This is a genomic window from Desulfovibrio porci, from assembly GCF_009696265.1.
GTDB classification, from domain to species: Bacteria; Desulfobacterota; Desulfovibrionia; order Desulfovibrionales; family Desulfovibrionaceae; genus Desulfovibrio; species Desulfovibrio porci.
In genome coordinates this window covers 69,626-87,681 of the sequence record NZ_VUMH01000009.1, presented here as the reverse complement: position 1 = coordinate 87,681, position 18,056 = coordinate 69,626, and the positions used below count along the sequence as shown (strand labels likewise).

Here is an 18,056-nt window from a genome sequence, read left to right as displayed (position 1 = left end):
CGGGTTAAGCTTGGGCATTCACGTCGGGATCCGCGCCGGGCGCGGCGTCGGCTTCTGGGGTCGGCTCCACGGGCTTGAGCGAATGCATGTTGATCTGGGCCGGGCCCTCGGCGCCCTGAGGCACCTGGAGGCCGATACGGGCCTTGTGATTGATGACAATGGGCCCGGTGAGATTGAGCGCGGCCTTTTCCGGTTCTCCGGCGGGAATGGAAACCGTAACCAGAATGGCCGCGTCTTCCATTCGCTCGATCTGGAGCAGCTTCTGCTCCGCGTCGCCCACCATGACCGGATAGGATTGCAGAAAACTGTAGGGATCGGCCACCAGCAGGCCCACCTGCGGATTGTTCACGCTTTGCAGGATGAGCAGCGGCGCTTCAGGCCGGATCTGGAGCAGGATAAAATCCTGCTCGTCCTCAAAACCGGCCAGACCGCGCGGAAAACGGATCACCTTGTCGGTGTCGATGCAGCGCCGTCCGAGACGGGTGTCGATCTCTATTTCTTTGTTTCGTGCCATAGTTCAGCAGCCACCATGAAGTCTTCGTTGCTTGTCGCCAGAGCGCGGCGGTTCTCTTCAATGACCCGCTTGTAGACCTCTTCGCGATACACCGTGGTGTCGCCGGGCACCTCCAGGCCGAGCTTGACCTGTTTGCCCTGCATACCCAGAACGGTTATGCGTATATTCTCGCCCAGATACAGGCTCTCGCCGGGGCGTCGCGTCAATATCAGCATGGCGTATCCATTACACTATACATAGTTGGCGAGGCTCAGTTTCATGATCATTGATGAAGACTGAAGCACCGTCTGATAGGTGAGCTGCTGCCGGGTGAGTTTGGTCAACAGTTCGGTCAGGTCTATATCTTCAGTATAGCTCAATCGTTCCTGTTGGTCCAGCTTCTGGAAGCTGAGAACGTCCGAGGCCATTTCTATACGGTTTTCCAACCCGCCCAGGCGGGTGGATTCGGCGAGTACAGTCTCATGCGCCTTTTCCAGAGCGGCCAAGGTTTTCTGGCAGCCCTCCTGATTGTTGCCCTCAAGATAACCGATGAAATTGCCCACCACTTCAAAAAGGTTGGCGTCGCCTTCAATGGACGGTTTGCCCTGGTAATAGCCGCCGAAAATGTCCTTGCCCACCCCGTTTACGGAAATATACGTGTCCTTGAATATCTCGTAATTCAGATCCGCGCGGGAGGGATGGATCAGCACCTGCGCGCCGGCCGGCACCGTGGTGCCGCCGGCCGCCGCTGCGGCGTCCAGATCCATATAGCCGCCGGGCACGGGCAGGCGCACCGTGCCGCCGCCGGTGGTCTGGCCCTTGGCTGTAACCCAGGTGGAGCCGCCGTCCGTGCTGTAGGACCAGGTGAATTCAGTGCCCACGGTATTCAAATCCGCGGCGGTGTCCATACGTACCAGCATATTTTTGTTGAACGTGCCGCTGGCCGAAGCCGTGAGCCCCTGCTGGCCGCCCATGATGGTCATTTCCGGCGGCGGATCCTTGTCGTCGCCCTGGTACACGGCCGTGGGCCGGATATAAAGCAGGGTGCCGTTTTTGGCTCCCGGTCCCGCGTCCACGTCCGCCGCGCTGACCGTCATGTCCTGGTCTAGGGTCACAACGACGCCGTCGGCCACCAGTTCGTGGCTGCCCGCGGCCACCGTCGCATCGGTCCAGGTGGTGCCGCCGTCCTTGGACCAGCGGTAGGTCAGCGCGTCCACGCCCAGCGTGCCGTCGCTGGTGAACTGGATCAGCGTAGTCGAGTCGGTCGCGCCCTGGATGCTGTAGCCGCCCTGGTTGAGCACGCCTGACCAGTTGTCATCCCAACTGGTCAGGGCCAGACCTTCCTCAAAGGCGCTGTTGTCATATCTGTGTCCGGCGAACAGACTCTTGCCCTCAAATTCCGTATTGGCATAGTTGAGCAGTTCGCCGAAGTACTGCCGGGCCTGGTCGGCCATGATCTCGCGCTGCGCGGCGGTGTATGTGCCGTTGGAGGCCTGTTCGGCCAGGGTTTTAAGGCCGGTGATGGCTGTGGACACCTTGTTGCCCAGAATATTCATGGCCAGCTGCACCCAGCCCTTGGCCGTATCCACATTGGTCTGGTACTGGGCCGTGGCGTTGAGATCGTCGCGGGTGGTGAGCACGCGGTACGTGCCGGCGGGATCGTCCGAAGGCCGGTTGATCTTCTTCTGGGTGGAACCCTGTTCGTTGCTCTCCATATAGGCCGCCAGATTTTTCTGCATCTGGCCGACCATGTCGCTGTACATCATGCTCTGGGTAATGCGGATAGCCATACGCCCTCCTCTCGCGCCTTACTGCTTGAGCCCGAGCAGGGTTTGCAGCATCTGGTCGGCGGTGGTGATCAGCTTGGCCGCCGCCGTGTAGGAGTGCTGGTATTTGATAAGATTGCTCATTTCCTCGTCCATGTTCACGCCCGACACCGAAGCCGTGCGCTCGGCCAGATCATTGGTCAACGCGGTGTGATATTCGGCATTGGTCCTGGAAAGCCGGCGGTCCGATCCCACAGTGGTGACCAGGTTGGCGTAGTACTGGGAGATGCTCTGATTGTCCACGGTCTTCCAGAGCGTGGAAATGGTCACGTTCTTGCTGGCCAGCTTGCCTATGGCCTCGGCGGTGGCGTTATCGCCCACATTGGCCTGATGCTGGCCGTTGACCTGGCCCGAAGCGATCAGGTTGGTATTGCTGTGCACCTGGCTGTTGACGGCCAGATTGGAGGCGTTGTCGCCGCTGAAAAAAGTATTGATGCCCAGGGCGGCCATCAGGCCCGTGCTGTCCGTGCCCATGCCGAAGCTCACGTTGGCGGCGGGATTGGTTTCAATGATCAGCTTGCCGTCCTGGATGCTGGCGTTGAGCGGCGGCGGCGCGAGGGGGTTGCCGTCCGCATCCACCATATTGTTGATGGCGTCGCGCACGTCTTCCAGGCTGTGGCGGGAAGGATCGAAATTCTGGATGCCGGGCGTAGCCGGGTCAAAATCCAGCATGCCGGAGGCCGTATAGTCGCCGGTGGTCTTGTCGTAAAAATGGAAATTGACGTTGCCTTCCTGAAGCCTGTCCGAAAAGGGCAGGATGGCCTGGGCCGAACCCAGCGCCTGACTGATGTCCTCCACCTTCTGCTGGCCCTGGGCGTAATCCAGCATGCTCAGGCCCGTGCCCTGGCTGTGGATGCGGTTCACTTCCCAGATCAGGGAGGAAGCCACGGCGTTGAGCTCGTCCATGTAGCGGCCGCAGTTGTCGTCGCGGATATTGTAGTACGCGGCCAGCTTGCCGCCGGTAAGGCGGCTCTGGTTGTCCGTGCCGTCAAAACGGACCTGCGGAGTGATGTTCTGCGGACCGTGCGTGGGCTCGATCCAGTACAGACCACTCTTGGGCACGATGTCGAACTTGTCGCCGACGTGAAAATCGGTCGTACTGGTAAAGGAAATTTTCAGATCCTTGACCAGAACCGGATCAACCTCGCCATCGCCGTCGTTGTCCGTAATGTCGAAATGCAGTTCCTGACCGTTCTCGTCACGCAGCCAGGTTTTGCCGCCGTCCAGAGAGACGCGGAACTGCGGCGGCGGCACGTCGCCCACATCGCCGCCATTGACGATGTCCACCGTGTACTCGTGGCTGTCCGAGCCGTCGTACTTCACGGTTCCCGTGTAGGTGGAGTTGCCCATGACCCGGTCTTCAGTGCGCGGCCCCATGACCCGCAGCTCATAGCTGTTCAGCCCGTCCACCAGAGGCTGGCCGGTGGTCAGCTGGACCCGGAAATTGCCCTTGCCGTTGTCGATGGTTTCCACATCCGCCAGGGTGGCCAGCTCACGCACCAGTTGGTCGCGTTTGTCCAGCAGGCTGTTGGGATTGCTGATGCCGTCCACGGTATTGGCGGTGATCTGCCTGTTGAGATCGGCGATGGACTTGGCGAGGTCGTTGACGCGGTCCACGGTCTGGCCGATAGAGACGTCCATTTCCTTCTGGATGGCCTTGATGCCGTCCATGGTGCTGCCGAACATGTCGCTGAGGTTGTCGGCATAGGAAAGCAGGCTCTCGCGGGTGGCCGTGTCGTCCGGACGCAGGGCCAGATCCTGCCAGGCGGTGAAGAATTTGTTCAGCGAGGAGCTGAGGCCCGCTCGGTTGGACTCGTTGAAGATGTTCTCCAGCGAAGTCATAATGGTGTCCTGCTCGTCCCAGCGCGCGGAGTTGGTGGACTGGCGCACATAGGAACGTTCCAGGAAGGCGTCGAAAAAACGCATGATCTGCTGGGCGTTGACCCCCAGCCCCTGCGCGCCGGGCTTGGTCGCCGTGAGGCCGCCCGCGTCGCGTTGATCCACGTACTGACGCGAGTAACCCTCGGTATCCACATTGGCAAGGTTGTTGCCGGTGACCGAGATCCAGGCCTGGGAAGCGTTGAGGGCCGACTGGCCGATGTTGAGCAGACCACTGAGCATGGCTTAGAGCCTCCCGGAAATGATGGCCGCCTGCGGGTGGGCCTCGGGGCGCATGCCGCCCCTGCGGCCGTAGGTTTCCGTCCTGGGCGGCATGGCCTTGCTGGTCAGGGCCTGCAAGGTGCGGCTGCTCTGGTCCAGCAGCGCCAGAGAAAGCTGTGCGTTGCGCGACGCCTGGCGCGAAACCTCCTGTTCATAGGAATCCACGGCGCGGAACAGCTCAAGCAGCGCCTCACCCTGCTCTTCCGGCAGGGAGCGGGCGTATTCCGTCACGCGCACGCCGTCCAGCGCCCTGATGACCACGGCCTTTTCCACAGCCAGTTGGCGGATCAGTTCCTGAATGGAAAACTCCTGCGCCACCACGCCGTCCGTGTCTCTCGACAGCAGGATACGGTATTCCTCTTCCAACAGGTCGCGCAGCAGCGCGAGCGCCTTGTCCTGGCGGGATAAACTTTCCTGAATTCTCTGGTACATAACGCCTCGCTTGGCCTTGAAGGTCAGGACGGCGGCCCGTTATCGGTTTGCCGCGCTCCGGGCAGAAACTGCCGCCCGACCTCAATCAAGCAAAATTCATGCCGTTTAACCGCGCAAATCTCCGGCCGTCAGCGGCGGAATGCTGAATGAAGCCGCCGGGCCGCCTGTCGCCGCGCCCTGCTCCTCCCCCGAGCGGGCGGTGAGCGGCGGCACGGTTCGCGCCGGGTCCGGGGCGGCGGGTTGAGCCGCCGACGTCCGGGCCGCATTGCTTTGAGCGGCGGCGGGATCGGCATTGGCCTGGGCGGCCTGGCTCTGCGCCTGGGCCGCATGATAGGCGGCCAGTCCGGCGCCGGCGCGGCTGCCCGGTCCCGTGCCGTCCGCATTCAGGGTGCGGATCAGATTTTGGCCGCGCCGGCTGCGGCCTTTCTGCGGAATATTGGTGGTATAGCGCACCGTGCGGGTCTGCGGGGCGGCCTCAGCGGTCTGGGCCTGCTCCTGATTTTGCCCCTGCGCCTGATTCAGGGGCGGAGACGCGCCGGGAACAGCCTGCGTGGACAGTGTGGCCGCCTGGACGGCCATTGCCGCGGCTGCGAACGGACTTTCCCCTGCGCCGGACGCCTGCTGCGGCGCGGAGCCGGAGGCCGGTGCGGTCTGTCTGTTGACGGCGTGCCGCTCCACAGTCCCGCCGGGCCGGTTCAAATGCCGCAGGGGGGGCCGCACGGCGTTCGGGCCGAGCTTGTCCCCGGCCTCGCGCTGGGCCATCCGGGCCAGTTCCAGGCCGGAAAGTCCGTCCTGCCGCGCGCCCTGCCCGGCGTGCGCTGTTGTCGCCTTTTCTTGCGCGGGCGGGTTCAGGGCCTGCCGGGCGCGCAGAGAGGCCAGAGCCTGCTCCACTTCGGGATTGCTCAAAATTTCAGCTTCATTTTGGACGCTTGCGTTCAGCGCGGCCCCGGCCCGCACTGCCGGATCGCCGACCGGGCCGTTGCCCGCCGCGTCATTCCGGTCCACCACGCCCATTTGCGGCGCAACGCCGTCATAGACGGAAGCTCCGGCGCGTCCCGCGTCGGCCACCCGGTCTGCGGCCGGAACGCCGGTTGCGGCTGCCGCAACGGGCTGTTCCGCCGCCGGAGCCGCGGGCGTTTCCGGCAAGAGGGGAGCCGCCGAGGGACTGAAAGCCGCGTTGCGGCCGAGTCCCGCCGCGCTGCGGCTGGCGGAAACCAGATTGCGCGAAAGCTGTTCGTACATCATATCCGCCAGACCGATGCCTCCGGCGGACGTCATTTTTTTGGACAGTTCCTGGTCGTACATGTCCTGCCAGAACTGCTCCTCGCGGCCGTGCAGCAGGCCGTTCTTGGGCAGGGTATTGCGCATTTCCTGCCACATCTTCTGGATGAAGACCGATTCAAAACCTTCGCAGGCCTCACGCAGTTTTTTGGCCTTGGCCTCGGGCGAAATCTTTTTGCCGCCGAGGTCGCCCAGACCGGCGAGCCGGGCCTGGAGATCGCGGCGGGAGCTTTCGTTGGGTGCGCTTTCCGGCGAAATCATGGCCGGAACGGCATTGAGGGGCGCTGTCATCTCAGATCACCTCCAGCTCCGCGTGCAATGAACCCGACACCTGCAGGCTGCGCAGAATGGAAATCAGGTCGCGTGGCGTGGCCCCGATGGCGTTGAGGCCGTCCACCAGCTCCTGCAGGGTGGCCCCTTCCACCATCACCAAACGGCGGTTTTCCTCACGCACGTTGATATCGGTCTGGGGAGTGACCACTGTCTGGCCCTGTGAGAAAGGACCGGGCTGCGAAACCTGTTCGCTTTCCTGCACGGTGATCTGGAGATTGCCGTGGGCCACGGCGGCGCGCGAAATACGCACGTCCCGGCCCAGCACCACGGTGCCGGTCTTTTCGTCCACCACCACCTTGGCGGCGGTGTCCGGGGTCACTTCCAGATTTTCCACCGAGGCCATCAAGGGCACAAGATTGTTTCTGTACTGCGGGGGCACGTCCATGCTCACGCTCATGGAATCCACGGCGCGGGCGTAAGGGCCGCCCATGGCCGCGTTGAGCCGTTCGGCGATCTGCTGGGCCGTGGAGAAATCCCCTACCCGCATGTTCAGGGTCAGTTTGTCCTGCTGGTTGAACTCAAAGGGAATGCCGCGCTCCACAATGCCGCCGCCGGGGATCAGACCCACGGTGTTGACGTTTTTCTGGGTGCTGGCCGCCGCGCCGGAAACGGAAAAGCCGCCCACGGTCAGCGAACCCTGGGCCAGGCAATAGGTCTTGCCGTCCACGCCCTTGAGCGCGGTCTGCAAGAGCACGCCGCCCAGCAGGGAGGTAGCGTCGCCCACCGAGGAAACGGTCACGTCCAGGCGGCTGCCCGGCTTGGAGGACACCGGCATGCGCGCCGTGACCATGACCGAGGCCACGTTCTTGATTTTCAGGGCCGAAGAATTCACGCCGATGCCCATGCGGTCCATCATGTTTTTCATGGAGCTCAGGGTGAAGACGGAATCCTTTTTGTCGCCGGTGCCGGCCAGCCCCACCACCAGGCCGTAGCCGATGAGCTGGTTGTCCCGCACACCGGAGAAGGTGGCGATATCCTTGATGCGCACAGCCTGGGCGGGCAGAGCCCAGCAAAGCAGCAGGGCCGCCGCGGTCAGCCAGAGAACATAATGGCGGGTAATCGTCAATTTCATGGCGCATGCTCCTTGCCGGAGAACCGGCGCAAACCTTTATGCAGGAAGCATGCCTGGGCATGAAAAAAGCCGCCCCCCCTTGCGGGAAGCGGCGAAAATACCCATATCCGCGCGCCGGACGCCGGTCAGAAACCATGGACCGGAACCGGGCGGCGGGCCGTCGTGCTATATCTGGAAGAGGCCCGGCTCTTCCCGGATCAGGCTGGCCGCGATGAGGCGGCTGTCCGGCTTGTAGGTGCCGTCGGCCACCTGAATGCGCAGGGATTCCACTTTGTCGGCGCGCACGTCGGGCGTATTCTGCGCGGTACGGCGGGCCTCGGTCAGCAACAGGGCGTCCTGGGACACGCTCACCGTATCGCCGCGCGCGGCGTCACTCCCGACGCTTTCCGGCCTGGCCCGGCCGCGCGTCTCACCGCTCTTTTCCAGCCCGGCGGCATAGGGATCCAGCAACGGGCCTGTCGTATTCTGAATTTCCATAATCCTTACTCTCCGTCTGTCCGGCGCGGGATATCCCCGCTATTGGCCGGACGGCTTTTCCAGCATGCTCTGGTCAACCTTTTGGCGCGTGATGCGCCAGAGCGCATGCCGCGTGCGGCGTTGTTCCTCCTCGCTCAGGGCGCGCGGCCCCTCGGGGCCTTCGCCCACGATGCGGAGCCTGCCGCCCGGCGGGTAGGTGAACTGCACGTCCTGGCCCACAGCCCGACCCAACTCCTGGCGGATTTCCTCCACCACCGGGTTGTCGCTGCCGGTGAAAATCAGGCTGTCATACAGTTCCTGCGCCACTTTTTCCACATAGGCGCGGCGCTTGATGGACGGGTCGGGGTCTTGCGGTTCCAGCCCCTCGGCCAGACGCCGCCGCACACGAAAACGCGCCAGCCGACGGGCCGCCAGCAATTGCTGCTCATAACTCTGCAGCATGATGCGCATTTGCGCGGTGGTCATCTCGGCCATGGCGTTTTCCGTCCCTGCTGATTTTTTCGGCCTCCCGCCGGGAAACTTTAGACTTTTTTTATGCTCTTTGACGGTGCGGCATCATTTCAACAATAATATACTGAAATACTTATACTAAAATTCTTATTTTTTTCGTTCGCTATCACAATGCCGCGCGCGTGCCATCCACGAAATGCCGCGCTCCAGGCAGGTCCGTCTCCGCCGGATCGGACCTCCGGCGGCAAGGGCGCGACCGGCATAAACGGCGATGCCCGGCGCGACGGTATCCGGAACAACGCTCGTGGCGGCACGTATCAGCGCCGGTTGCGCGCCAGTACAAAACCCACGGCCAGCAGATTGAGCAGGCCGAAAATGATCAGATCCGTGTGCATGCTGCGCATAAAGCCGTCGATATTGGCAATGCTCACAGGCTCCTGCCCCAGAAAAAGGCTCAGGGTCAGAGTGATGACCACCATATTGCAGAGCTGGCCACCGGTGCGCACGGCCCCGGTGAGGCCGGAGGCCTGGCCCACGTGCTCCGGCCCGGCGCTTTCCAGAATGATGGTGGTATTGGGCAGGGCGAACAGGCTGATGCCCACGCCCAGCAGGCATTGCGCGCCCAGCATCAGGCTGAGGGGCGAATCCAGTTGCAGAAAGCCCGCCGCCGTGAGCCCCAGACCGCAGAGGGCCACGCCCACGGCGCAGACATAGCCGGGATTCCAGGCATTGCAGAGGCGCGCGGCCAGCGGCGTGGTCAGGGCCTGCACCACGGATTGCAGGGCCAGGAAAAAACCGGCCTGCTGCACGCTCATGCCGCGCCCCACCTGCAGATAGAGGCTGAAGAAAAACAGCATGCCGAAAAAGGAGCTGTAATTGACAAAGGCCGCCAGCGAGGAGAGCGCGAAAACCCGGTTGCGGGCCAGCAGGCGCAGGTCCAGCAGGGGATAGCGGCTTTTCAGTTCCAGGAGACAGAATACGGTCAGCAGAACCACGAAGGCCCCCAGCAGCCCCCAGGCCAAGGCCGGATTCCGGGCCAGTTCCGACGCGCCGAAGGTCAGGGCGGCCATGGCGCAGCCGTAAACTATGCAGCCGGGCCAGTCGAAAGGCTGTCCCTTGGCCGTGCGCCATTCCAGCTTGACGCAGTATTTCATCAGCAGAAACGCGCCCGCGGCGGCCAGGGCATTGCCCCAGAACAGCCAGCGCCAGCCCAGCCAACCGGCGATGAACCCGGCCACCGGCGGGCCGCAGGCAATGCCCGCGTAGACCGCCGCGCCGCTGATGCCCAGATAGGCGGCTCGCTGTCCCGGCGGCGCGGCCGAGGCCAGCAGGGCCAGCCCGCTGGCGTTGAACATGGCCCCGCCCACGCCCTGCACGAAACGCAGGCCCAGAAAGAGCGGCGTGGACTCCACAAAGCCCAGCATCGCCCCGGCGAGGGCGAACACGCCCATGCCCCAGAGCCAGACGCGGCGGCGGCCGCAAATGTCGCCCAGACTGCCCGAGGTCAGTTGGAACACGGCCAGTCCCAGAGAATAAAAAGCGCCTACCAGTCCGAGCTGGCGGGCGCTGGCGTGCAGGCTTTCGCCCAGCGGCGGCAGCACCGCGTTGACCCCGGCCATCATGAACGGCATGAAGAACAGCGCCGTGCAAACGGCCAGCAGGAGACGGCGGTGATTTTTTTCAATGGGCATACCGCAGGATATATCTCCGGCGGCGGGAGCGGTCAACACTGGTTAAGCCAAGCGGCAGAACAGCCGGATATTGCTTTCTTAATCCCGCGAACGGGCGCTACATCCCCACTTCCTCGGCGATCTGCAGGCAGAGATCGCCCTTGTTCAATGTATACAGATGAATGCCCGGCGCGCCGCACTCCAGCAACTGGCAGATCTGGCGCACGGCGAAATCCAGGCCCGCGTCGCGCACGGCCTCGGCCCCGCCCTTGCGGTCGGCCTCTTCCAGGCTCAGATAGAGCTTGCCCGGAATTGTGGCTCCGCAAAGGGAGAGCACCCGGCGCAGGGAGTCGAAACTCTGGATGGGCAGAATGCCCGGCACCACGGGCGTGTCCAGGCCCCTGGCGCGCAGGTCCGCTACCAGAGCCTCGTATTCGCGCACGTCGAAAAAGAGCTGGCTCACGGCGAAGTCCGCCCCGGCGCGCAGCTTGTCCGCCGTGTAACGGCGGTCCAGAGCGAAGGAAGGGGATTCGGGATGCGGCGCGGGATACGCGGCCACGCCGATGCCCATGTCCGGCTCGTGTTCGCGCGTAAAGGACACCAGGTCGGCCGCGTGCTGAAAATAGCCGTCCTTCCAGTCCCAGTGCCCGTTCATGGGCGGGTCGCCGCGCAGGGCCAGCACATTGTCCACACCGGCGGCGCGCAGTTCCCTGAGAAAGGCGGCGATGCTCTCCGGCTCGGCTCCCACGCAGGTCAGATGGGCCATGGTTGTGAAGCCGCGCCGCGCCAGTTCGGCGGTGACCGCCAGGGTGTTGTGTCGCCGCGCCCCGCCCGCGCCGTAAGTGACGGACACGAACAGGGGAGTAAGCGCGCGCAGTTGCTCCACAGTGGCGTAAAAAGACGGCAAATGGGTTTCATCCGAGGGGGGGAAAAATTCCAGGGAGAAAAAAGGCGCTTTGGCGGCTTGAATTAGCGAGCCTATCTGCATGTTTCGCTCCTTGGCCGGGGCCCGGCCCGGTGGGGTCGCTTGATGTCGTGTGGCGTCATTAGGACAATAATTATGTATATATCAAGATAAGCTGATATGTCAACGCCGCCTTGCGCTCACGGCCTTGCCAAATGCCTGGCTTGGTCGTAAGGGAACGGCATGCGCACGCCTTTTGAATCAAAGACAAGCCGCTGTGCTGACCGCATTTCAGCGGCTCCTTCACTGGATTCCTCCCGGGTCCGGCTCACCCGCCCCCTTGCCCGCCGTCACCGCGCGCCCTTGCGGGGTCTGATTCTGCTCTGCTGGCTGCTGCTGCCGGCGGCAAGCGTGACGGCAGATCCCGCGCCGGTACTGGTTCCGGATATGGCGACGGATGTGCCGCCGGACCCGGACGCGGCATCACCGGACCGTCCGTCGCCCGCCTCCGGGCTGGAAAACGCCCCGCTTCCGACCGCCGGGCAGCGCGGTGTGGACCGGGAAGGACGGGCAGCCTGGACTGTGCTGGAGCCCGGCCTGGCTTTCGGCGAGTTCCAGCTTAACGACAGCGAAGCCCGGCTCACGGCTCTGCGCATCGATCCCGCCCGATTCGACTTTCTGCTCTGCACCAGTTCCCAGGACGGCGGTCCGGCCCGTTCCCTGAGCGACTGGGGCGAACAGTACGATCTCACGGCGGCCATCAACGCCAGCATGTATCTGCCCGACGGCAGCACCAGCACCGGCTACATGCGCCAGGGCGGGCATCTCAACAACAAGCGCCTGGTCCAGCGCTTCGGGGCCTTTTTCGTGGCCGGGCCCGACAGTCCCGACCTGCCCCCGGCGGCCATTCTGGATCGCGACAATCCCGACTGGCGACAGCGCATCGACCACTACGCTCTGGTAGTCCAGAACTACCGGATGATCAATGCCGAACGGCGCATCCTCTGGGCGCCGGGCGGACCGCTCTACTCCATTTCCGCCGTGGCCCAGGACGGCGGCGGCCAGATTCTTTTTCTGCATTGCCGCGCGCCTGTGGAGGCTTACGCTTTTGCCCAGCAACTGCTGCACCTGCCCCTGGACGTGCGCACGGTCATGTATGTGGAAGGCGGGGCCCAGGCCGGTCTGCTGGTGCGTTCCGCTTCGCTCAGGCGCGAACTGGCCGGGAGCCACGCGCCCTCATTTCTGGTAACCGGCAATCTCAAGGCCGTCCTGCCCAACGTGCTGGGCGCGCGTCGCAAGGCCGCCGCGGCCGTTCCCGCGCCGGACGCGCCCCCGGCGGAGCGGAGCACTCCTTCAGAATAGGAAATATTCTCAAAAAGAGCTTTACAAAAAATTGTTTTTGCTTCAAACTAGATATCGGAATTTCGGTGAGCGACATCCCCAGGCTATAGCGGGCCGGGCAACGCCGCCGGAAAACTCTCCAGCGGGTCTGTCCCGCCGGTATGTGTGCAAATTCGCCCCCTTGTGCGGGCCGGGGCATTCATATCCTGAAGGGGACAATGCCTCCATACGATTTTATGACATAGTGAGGATTATTATGCCGAATCAACTGGAAATCTATAAATGTACCCATTGCGGCAACATCGTTGAAGTTCTGCACGGCGGCGGAGCCGAAATCGTCTGCTGTGGCGAACCCATGAAATTGATGAAAGAAGGCTCCACCGACGGCGCGCAGGAAAAGCATGTGCCGGTGATCGAAAAAGTGGATGACGGCTACAAGGTCAAAGTGGGCAGCGTGGCCCATCCCATGGAAGAAAAGCATTATATTGAATGGATCGAACTGCTGGCCGACGGCAGAAGCTATACCAAATTCCTCAAGCCCGGCGACGCGCCCGAAGCTTTCTTCAAGATCGACGCCGCCAAGGTGACCGCCCGTGAATACTGCAATCTGCACGGGCTCTGGAAGGCCGAAAACTAGTATCAATACCCGCGCGCGGCCCGTACGCCGCGCTTCAGAATAAAAGGAGAACACTCATGCAGAAATACGTCTGTGGCGTTTGCGGTTATGAATATGATCCGGCGGAACATGACAACGTGCCTTTCGACCAGCTTCCCGATGACTGGGTCTGTCCGGTCTGCGGCGTGAGCAAGGACCAGTTCAACCCCGCTTAAGATTTCGATTGCGTTTTGTATTTTCCGTCCTTTCCCCCGCCTTGCCGGCCCGCCGGCGGGCGGGGCTTTTCGTGACAAAAAGCCTTTTCACTTTGCAGCTTCTGGAGAACGCACATGCAACCTGTTGAAATCAAAAAAGACATTTACTGGGTGGGCTGCGTCGATTACGACCACCGCGACTTCCACGGCTATTCCCGCTCGCCGGACGGCTCCACCTACAATGCCTATCTGATCAAAGACCAGAAAAACGTGCTGCTGGACACCGTGGCGCCGGGTTGCTCCGGTACGCTGCTCTGCCGTCTGGCCAAGACCCTCTCGCCCGAAAAGGTGGACTACATCGTCTGCAACCACATGGAAATGGACCATTCGGGTTCCCTCGACGAAGTGGTGGAGCGGGTCAAGCCTGAAAAAATCTTCGTCTCCCAGGCCGGACTGAAATCCATGGCCGGCTATTTCGCGGGCAAGAACTGGCCCGTGCAGGCCGTGAAAAGCGGCGACATCCTGAACATCGGCAGCCGCAATATCGTGTTTCAGGAAACCCGCATGCTGCACTGGCCGGACAGCATGGTCTCCTACATCCCCGAGGAAAAACTGCTGATCAGCAACGACATCTTCGGCCAGAACATCGCCAGCAGCGCCCGCTTCACCGATAATTTCGGGGATGACGGCGAATTCGTGAAGCGGATCAAGGAATATTTCTACAACATCGTGCTGCCCTACTCCCCCATGGTGCTCAAGACCCTGCCCGTGGTGGAAAAGCTGGACATCGACATGATCGCCCCGGACCACGGCCTGATCCATCGGGGCGAGAAGGCCGTGCGCTTCATCATCGACATGTACCGCCGCATGGCCGAGCAGAAGCCCGAGCAGCGCGCCCTGATTTTTTACGACACCATGTGGCAGTCCACGGAACGCATGGCCTATGCCGTGTGCAGCGGCCTGGAGGAAAACGGCGTGCCCACGCGGATCATGTCCGTGAAACACAACCACCACAGCGCCGTTATGACCGAACTGGCCGACTGCGGCGCGGTGCTGGCCGGTTCGCCCACCCACAACAACACGGTGCTGCCCCTGGTGGCCGCGCAGCTCACCTATATGAAGGGCCTGCGGCCGCTCAACCGCGTGGGCGGAGCCTTCGGCTCCTACGGCTGGTCCGGCGAAGCGCCCAAATATCTCCAGGAGCAGCTGGCCGCCATGAATATGGACATGCCCGCCGAGGCCGTGAAGTGCAACTGGGCTCCGGACAAGGACGTGTTCCGCGCCTGCCACGCGCTGGGCAAAACCGTGGCCGAGACGCTCAAGAAAAAATGTCAGGAAGGCTAGACATCCGAACCGGCCGGAATAACCGGCCGGACATGCGAAAGCGCGCCCCGTTCACACGAGGCGCGCTTTTTTGTTTCATGTCCGCGCATCACAGCGCACTACATCGGTATTGAGCGGCTTTCCGGATGCATGGGTCTACGGTCGTCGTGGCGCGGGCCCCGCTTGTCAGTGCGGTCGCGGCCGTCATGTTTACGGTCATAGTCCCGCCGATCGTCGCGGCGCTTGTCGTAGCGCCCGTCGCGGCGGTGATCACGATCGTCCCGGCGGTGGTCGTAGCGGTCACGGTCATGCCTGCCGTCATAGCGACGGTCGTCCCGGCGATCGTACTTCTCGCCCCTGCGATCATATTTGCGGTCCTGTTTGTCCGCCTTGCGGTCGTCGCGCCGGTCGAACTGATCCTTTTTGCGGTCCCGGCGGTTTTCGAAGTCGTCGCGTTTGCGATCCTGGCGGCGTTCAAAATCCTCACGCTTGCGGTCGTCCTTATCCGCCACGGCCTTGCCGGGCAGGGCATGACCGGCCACGGTCGGCGTATTTCCCGCATCGGCGGCGGGCGCGGCATTGGCGTTCAATCCGCCGGCCAGCCATACGGCGGCGGCCACGGCGCACAGGCCCAAGGGCCGCCAGACATATTTCATATGCATAGATACCTCCTTAAAGATGGGCTTGACGCCCGGCCTCTACATAAACCCAAGTCAACACGGAAGCAAGAGAGCCCCTGCGGCGGGGTCATTCTCCGAAACGCAGGGCCGGAGCCCCCACGCCCAGGCGAGCCGCCGCCGCCTTGACCGCGTCGGCCTCGGCCCGTACATAGCGCCGCCCCTCCAGGGTATAGGCCTTGGCCTCCAGAGTTTCGCCCGCACGGTGCAGCCCGGCCGCCTCGCGCGGCAGCGCCAGACGTTCCAGACGCTGCCGGCGCAGGCCAAGGCTGTGGGTATGACGCAGTATGGCCAGGCTCACGCTCTCGCCGTCCGCAGGACGGCAAAGCACGCGCAGCAGGCCCGCCGGGCGGTTCTTCTTGCCGATGCCGGGCAGCCAGAGCACGTCCAGGGTTTCGGGCAATGCCGTCAGGGCCGTGAGGGCCAGGCCCAGTTCCTCGCCGCTGAGGTGGTCCAGGTGGGTTTCCAATTGCAGCACCTGTTCCAGGCCGCCCTGCGCGTGCGGCACGCTTTCGGCCACGGGTTCCACCAGCCAGGCCCGCAGGCCCGCGGGGGCGGGGCGCGAGCCGTAGCCCGTGCCCAGAGCGGTCAGCACGCCTTGCGGGCCGTCCAAAAATTCATCCACCAGCACATGAACCAGGGCCGCGCCCGTGGGCGTGACCAGTTCCTCCCGCGCGCCCGTGGGCCGCACGGGCTTGCCGCGCATCAGCCAGGCGGCGGCGGGCGCGGGCAGGGGAATCAGGCCATGCGCGCACTCCACCGTGCCGGAAAACCAGGGCAGGGGCGAAGCCATGACCCGACCCACGCCCAGTTGCTCCAGCCCCCAGCAGGCTCCGGCGATATCCACCAGGGTGTCGATGGCCCCCACTTCGTGGAAATGCACTTTTTCAGGCGCAATCTGATGGGCCTCGGCTTCGGCCAGAGTCAGGGCCTCCAGCACGGCCAAAGCCCGCCGCAGCGCTGTCCCGCCCAGCTCCAGACGATTGAAGATGGCCGCGATGTCCGCCGGATGGCGCAAGGGCTGGCCGTCGTCCCAGCTTACGTCCACCCGCCTGCCGGGGCCGCCGGCCCGCGTTTCAGGCCGGGCTTCAATACGGCAGTCCACCCCGGCACGGGCCAGGGCCGCCGTCAGCGGGGCCGGGTCCAGCCCCAGGTGGACCAGCGCGGCCAGGGTCATGTCGCCGCTGATGCCGTTGCCGCAATCCAGATACAAATCCATAATATTCCGCTCCTGTCGGCAAAACCGCGCGCCCGGCCGGGCGCCGCCGCGCCGTGGCGGGCTTGTGCGGCGGCCCGCCCTTGGTGTATGAATAAGCCGGAAACACGGTTCCCGGCGCGCGGGCTCCGCAGGCCGCGCACATAACGATTTCAACCGCCTATGGGAGGAAGCATGCTCATACAGAACTGGATGACCACCGAGGTGATTACCGTGACGCCCGAAACGTCCCTGCTCAAAATCGGCAAGCTGATGCGCGACAACAACGTGCGCCGCCTGCCCGTACTGGACGACAAGGGGCATGTGGTCGGCATCATTTCCGACCGCGACGTCAGGGACGCCTCGCCCTCCAAGGCCACCACCCTTGATATGTATGAGATGCATTACCTGCTGGCCGAACTCAAGGCCAAGGACATTATGACCCCCCGGCCCTTCACAGTCAAACCCACGGATACTGTGGAAAAAGCGGCCATGATGATGCTGGACAACAAGTTCGGCGGGCTGCCTGTGGTGGAGGAAAGCGGACGCCTGGTGGGCATTATTTCAGACCAGGACGTGTTCAAGGCGCTGGTGAGCATCACCGGCGTGCGCGAGGGCGGCATCCAGCTGGGCATTGAAATCACCAACCGGCCCGGGGCCATGAAACCTATTTTCGACCTGCTGCGCGCGCACGGGGCCAGAATTCTCTCCGTACTCTCCGCCAACAATCAGGATGGCGACCGCCAGGTCTTTCTGCGCCTGCGCGAAATGGAGAGTCGCGAAGCCGAAGAAGCGGTCATCGCCGACGTCAAGGGGCACGCCCATCTGCTCTACTGGGCACGTAACGAAGTGCATCTGGTCTGAAACGCGCGCGTAGCTATTCATTCATCTTATTGAAAATAATGCGCAATTTTTCCGACAAACACACTGGGAGAAACGAAAAAAAACGCGCGGGGCTTGCCATCGTCATCGTTTTATGAAATAAGGGTCCCTGTACTTGCGGTTGGGTTCACAACCGCGCCTTCAAGCGGAATTCGGCCGGGGTCGGACATTCCGGCTGGCGTAGCGTCAGGGCATATCGTCCCGGCGAGTTGAGCAATATCTGTCCAAGGAGGACACGCATGGCTGAGATCACCTATAAAGGCAAAAGCTTTGAAGTTGACGAAGACGGTTTCCTGCTGCGTTTTGACGACTGGTGCCCCGAATGGATGGAATATGTGAAGGAATCCGAAGGCATCGCCGAGATCACCCCTGACCATCAGAAAATCCTTGACTTCCTGCAGGATTACTACAAAAAGAACGGCATCGCCCCCATGGTCCGCATTCTTTCCAAGAATACCGGCTACAAACTGAAGGAAGTGTACGAACTCTTCCCCTCCGGTCCCGGCAAAGGCGCCTGCAAAATGGCCGGCCTGCCCAAGCCTACCGGCTGCGTGTAGTCCGAGCTTCAATTTTCGGAAAAAGCGGAAGGGTTCGCCCTTCCGCTTTTTTTATTATCAAATCCCCGCTGCCGGTCGCCTTGTCCGCCCCGCCGGTTTATGTTATGTCGGGCGGAACATGCCTGTATTTCTATCTTATAGAAATATTTTACAAAAATTTGTCTGATCATAGA

At 62.8% G+C, this 18,056-nt stretch carries 19 protein-coding genes; 6 read left to right on the top strand and 13 right to left on the bottom strand.

Annotated elements, in window-relative coordinates; all coding sequences use genetic code 11:
* Positions 1-4 precede the first annotated feature (4 nt).
* The 11 genes from fliW to FYJ44_RS09665 form a co-directional block, all read right to left on the bottom strand.
* Positions 5-514 carry a flagellar assembly protein FliW gene (gene fliW / locus FYJ44_RS09715; protein WP_154511578.1) on the bottom strand — a complete coding sequence of 170 codons (510 nt, stop codon included), beginning with the start codon at positions 512-514 and terminating at the stop codon, positions 5-7.
* Positions 493-729 carry a carbon storage regulator CsrA gene (gene csrA / locus FYJ44_RS09710; protein ID WP_022655754.1) on the bottom strand — a complete coding sequence of 79 codons (237 nt, stop codon included), beginning with the start codon at positions 727-729 and terminating at the stop codon, positions 493-495. Before csrA ends, fliW begins: the two co-directional genes overlap by 22 nt.
* Positions 730-744: 15 nt before the next feature.
* Positions 745-2,283, bottom strand: coding sequence for a flagellar hook-associated protein FlgL (flgL, locus tag FYJ44_RS09705; protein WP_154511576.1), 1,539 nt, complete (start codon positions 2,281-2,283; stop codon positions 745-747).
* An 18-nt stretch (positions 2,284-2,301) separates the two neighbouring features.
* A complete protein-coding gene (gene flgK / locus FYJ44_RS09700; protein ID WP_154511574.1) occupies positions 2,302-4,440 on the bottom strand; it encodes a flagellar hook-associated protein FlgK in 2,139 nt (712 codons plus the stop codon).
* Positions 4,441-4,443: 3 nt separating this feature from the next.
* Entirely contained in the window at positions 4,444-4,911 is a 468-nt protein-coding gene (locus tag FYJ44_RS09695) for a flagellar protein FlgN (RefSeq protein WP_154511572.1), read from the bottom strand.
* 105 nt (positions 4,912-5,016) lie between these two features.
* Entirely contained in the window at positions 5,017-6,483 is a 1,467-nt protein-coding gene (locus FYJ44_RS09690; protein ID WP_154511570.1) for a rod-binding protein, read from the bottom strand.
* A gap of 1 nt (position 6,484) precedes the next feature.
* Positions 6,485-7,597, bottom strand: coding sequence for a flagellar basal body P-ring protein FlgI (locus FYJ44_RS09685; protein ID WP_154511568.1), 1,113 nt, complete (start codon positions 7,595-7,597; stop codon positions 6,485-6,487).
* Between the two features lie 165 nt (positions 7,598-7,762).
* Positions 7,763-8,074: a flagellar biosynthesis anti-sigma factor FlgM gene (flgM, locus tag FYJ44_RS09680; protein WP_154511566.1), complete on the bottom strand. Its 312-nt coding sequence runs from the start codon at positions 8,072-8,074 to the stop codon at positions 7,763-7,765.
* Positions 8,075-8,113: 39 nt separating this feature from the next.
* Positions 8,114-8,548: a DVU0524 family FlgM-associated protein gene (locus FYJ44_RS09675; RefSeq protein ID WP_154511564.1), complete on the bottom strand. Its 435-nt coding sequence runs from the start codon at positions 8,546-8,548 to the stop codon at positions 8,114-8,116.
* 293 nt (positions 8,549-8,841) lie between these two features.
* Entirely contained in the window at positions 8,842-10,215 is a 1,374-nt protein-coding gene (locus FYJ44_RS09670) for an MFS transporter (protein ID WP_154511562.1), read from the bottom strand.
* Positions 10,216-10,312: 97 nt separating this feature from the next.
* Entirely contained in the window at positions 10,313-11,182 is an 870-nt protein-coding gene (locus FYJ44_RS09665) for a methylenetetrahydrofolate reductase (RefSeq protein ID WP_154511560.1), read from the bottom strand.
* A 159-nt stretch (positions 11,183-11,341) separates the two neighbouring features.
* Between FYJ44_RS09665 and FYJ44_RS09660 the strand changes: the two genes are divergently transcribed.
* From FYJ44_RS09660 to FYJ44_RS09645, 4 genes are all read left to right on the top strand, one after another.
* Entirely contained in the window at positions 11,342-12,460 is a 1,119-nt protein-coding gene (locus FYJ44_RS09660) for a phosphodiester glycosidase family protein (protein ID WP_154511558.1), read from the top strand.
* Between the two features lie 235 nt (positions 12,461-12,695).
* Positions 12,696-13,076 (top strand): desulfoferrodoxin, encoded by a 381-nt coding sequence (locus FYJ44_RS09655; RefSeq protein ID WP_154511556.1) that lies wholly within the window; start codon positions 12,696-12,698, stop codon positions 13,074-13,076.
* 56 nt (positions 13,077-13,132) lie between these two features.
* Entirely contained in the window at positions 13,133-13,270 is a 138-nt protein-coding gene (locus FYJ44_RS09650) for a rubredoxin (RefSeq protein ID WP_022655740.1), read from the top strand.
* A gap of 114 nt (positions 13,271-13,384) precedes the next feature.
* Positions 13,385-14,593, top strand: a complete 1,209-nt coding sequence (locus FYJ44_RS09645) for an FprA family A-type flavoprotein (protein ID WP_154511554.1) — start codon at positions 13,385-13,387, stop codon at positions 14,591-14,593.
* A 98-nt stretch (positions 14,594-14,691) separates the two neighbouring features.
* Here the strand turns inward: FYJ44_RS09645 and FYJ44_RS09640 are convergent, their stop codons facing one another.
* Positions 14,692-15,234, bottom strand: a complete 543-nt coding sequence (locus FYJ44_RS09640; RefSeq protein ID WP_154511552.1) for a hypothetical protein — start codon at positions 15,232-15,234, stop codon at positions 14,692-14,694.
* Between the two features lie 85 nt (positions 15,235-15,319).
* On the bottom strand, positions 15,320-16,468 hold the full coding sequence (gene larC / locus FYJ44_RS09635) for a nickel pincer cofactor biosynthesis protein LarC (RefSeq protein WP_154511550.1): 1,149 nt from the start codon (positions 16,466-16,468) through the stop codon (positions 15,320-15,322).
* Positions 16,469-16,639: 171 nt separating this feature from the next.
* Here larC and FYJ44_RS09630 point away from each other — a divergent pair, with 171 nt between their 5' ends.
* Both FYJ44_RS09630 and FYJ44_RS09625 read left to right on the top strand, forming a co-directional pair.
* Positions 16,640-17,308 (top strand): CBS and ACT domain-containing protein, encoded by a 669-nt coding sequence (locus tag FYJ44_RS09630; protein WP_154511548.1) that lies wholly within the window; start codon positions 16,640-16,642, stop codon positions 17,306-17,308.
* Positions 17,309-17,565: 257 nt separating this feature from the next.
* Entirely contained in the window at positions 17,566-17,883 is a 318-nt protein-coding gene (locus tag FYJ44_RS09625; RefSeq protein WP_022657133.1) for a TusE/DsrC/DsvC family sulfur relay protein, read from the top strand.
* Positions 17,884-18,056: the final 173 nt, after the last annotated feature.

Excerpts from the sequence above, each read along its gene's own strand:
- fliW (WP_154511578.1), bottom strand. The coding sequence starts at position 514 with ATGGCACGAAACAAAGAAATAGAGATCGACACCCGTCTCGGACGGCGC.
- csrA (WP_022655754.1), bottom strand. The coding sequence starts at position 729 with ATGCTGATATTGACGCGACGCCCCGGCGAGAGCCTGTATCTGGGCGAG.
- flgL (WP_154511576.1), bottom strand. The coding sequence starts at position 2,283 with ATGGCTATCCGCATTACCCAGAGCATGATGTACAGCGACATGGTCGGC.
- flgK (WP_154511574.1), bottom strand. The coding sequence starts at position 4,440 with ATGCTCAGTGGTCTGCTCAACATCGGCCAGTCGGCCCTCAACGCTTCC.
- FYJ44_RS09695 (WP_154511572.1), bottom strand. The coding sequence starts at position 4,911 with ATGTACCAGAGAATTCAGGAAAGTTTATCCCGCCAGGACAAGGCGCTC.
- FYJ44_RS09690 (WP_154511570.1), bottom strand. The coding sequence starts at position 6,483 with ATGACAGCGCCCCTCAATGCCGTTCCGGCCATGATTTCGCCGGAAAGC.
- FYJ44_RS09685 (WP_154511568.1), bottom strand. The coding sequence starts at position 7,597 with ATGAAATTGACGATTACCCGCCATTATGTTCTCTGGCTGACCGCGGCG.
- flgM (WP_154511566.1), bottom strand. The coding sequence starts at position 8,074 with ATGGAAATTCAGAATACGACAGGCCCGTTGCTGGATCCCTATGCCGCC.
- FYJ44_RS09675 (WP_154511564.1), bottom strand. The coding sequence starts at position 8,548 with ATGGCCGAGATGACCACCGCGCAAATGCGCATCATGCTGCAGAGTTAT.
- FYJ44_RS09670 (WP_154511562.1), bottom strand. The coding sequence starts at position 10,215 with ATGCCCATTGAAAAAAATCACCGCCGTCTCCTGCTGGCCGTTTGCACG.
- FYJ44_RS09665 (WP_154511560.1), bottom strand. The coding sequence starts at position 11,182 with ATGCAGATAGGCTCGCTAATTCAAGCCGCCAAAGCGCCTTTTTTCTCC.
- FYJ44_RS09660 (WP_154511558.1), top strand. The coding sequence starts at position 11,342 with ATGCGCACGCCTTTTGAATCAAAGACAAGCCGCTGTGCTGACCGCATT.
- FYJ44_RS09655 (WP_154511556.1), top strand. The coding sequence starts at position 12,696 with ATGCCGAATCAACTGGAAATCTATAAATGTACCCATTGCGGCAACATC.
- FYJ44_RS09650 (WP_022655740.1), top strand. The coding sequence starts at position 13,133 with ATGCAGAAATACGTCTGTGGCGTTTGCGGTTATGAATATGATCCGGCG.
- FYJ44_RS09645 (WP_154511554.1), top strand. The coding sequence starts at position 13,385 with ATGCAACCTGTTGAAATCAAAAAAGACATTTACTGGGTGGGCTGCGTC.
- FYJ44_RS09640 (WP_154511552.1), bottom strand. The coding sequence starts at position 15,234 with ATGCATATGAAATATGTCTGGCGGCCCTTGGGCCTGTGCGCCGTGGCC.
- larC (WP_154511550.1), bottom strand. The coding sequence starts at position 16,468 with ATGGATTTGTATCTGGATTGCGGCAACGGCATCAGCGGCGACATGACC.
- FYJ44_RS09630 (WP_154511548.1), top strand. The coding sequence starts at position 16,640 with ATGCTCATACAGAACTGGATGACCACCGAGGTGATTACCGTGACGCCC.
- FYJ44_RS09625 (WP_022657133.1), top strand. The coding sequence starts at position 17,566 with ATGGCTGAGATCACCTATAAAGGCAAAAGCTTTGAAGTTGACGAAGAC.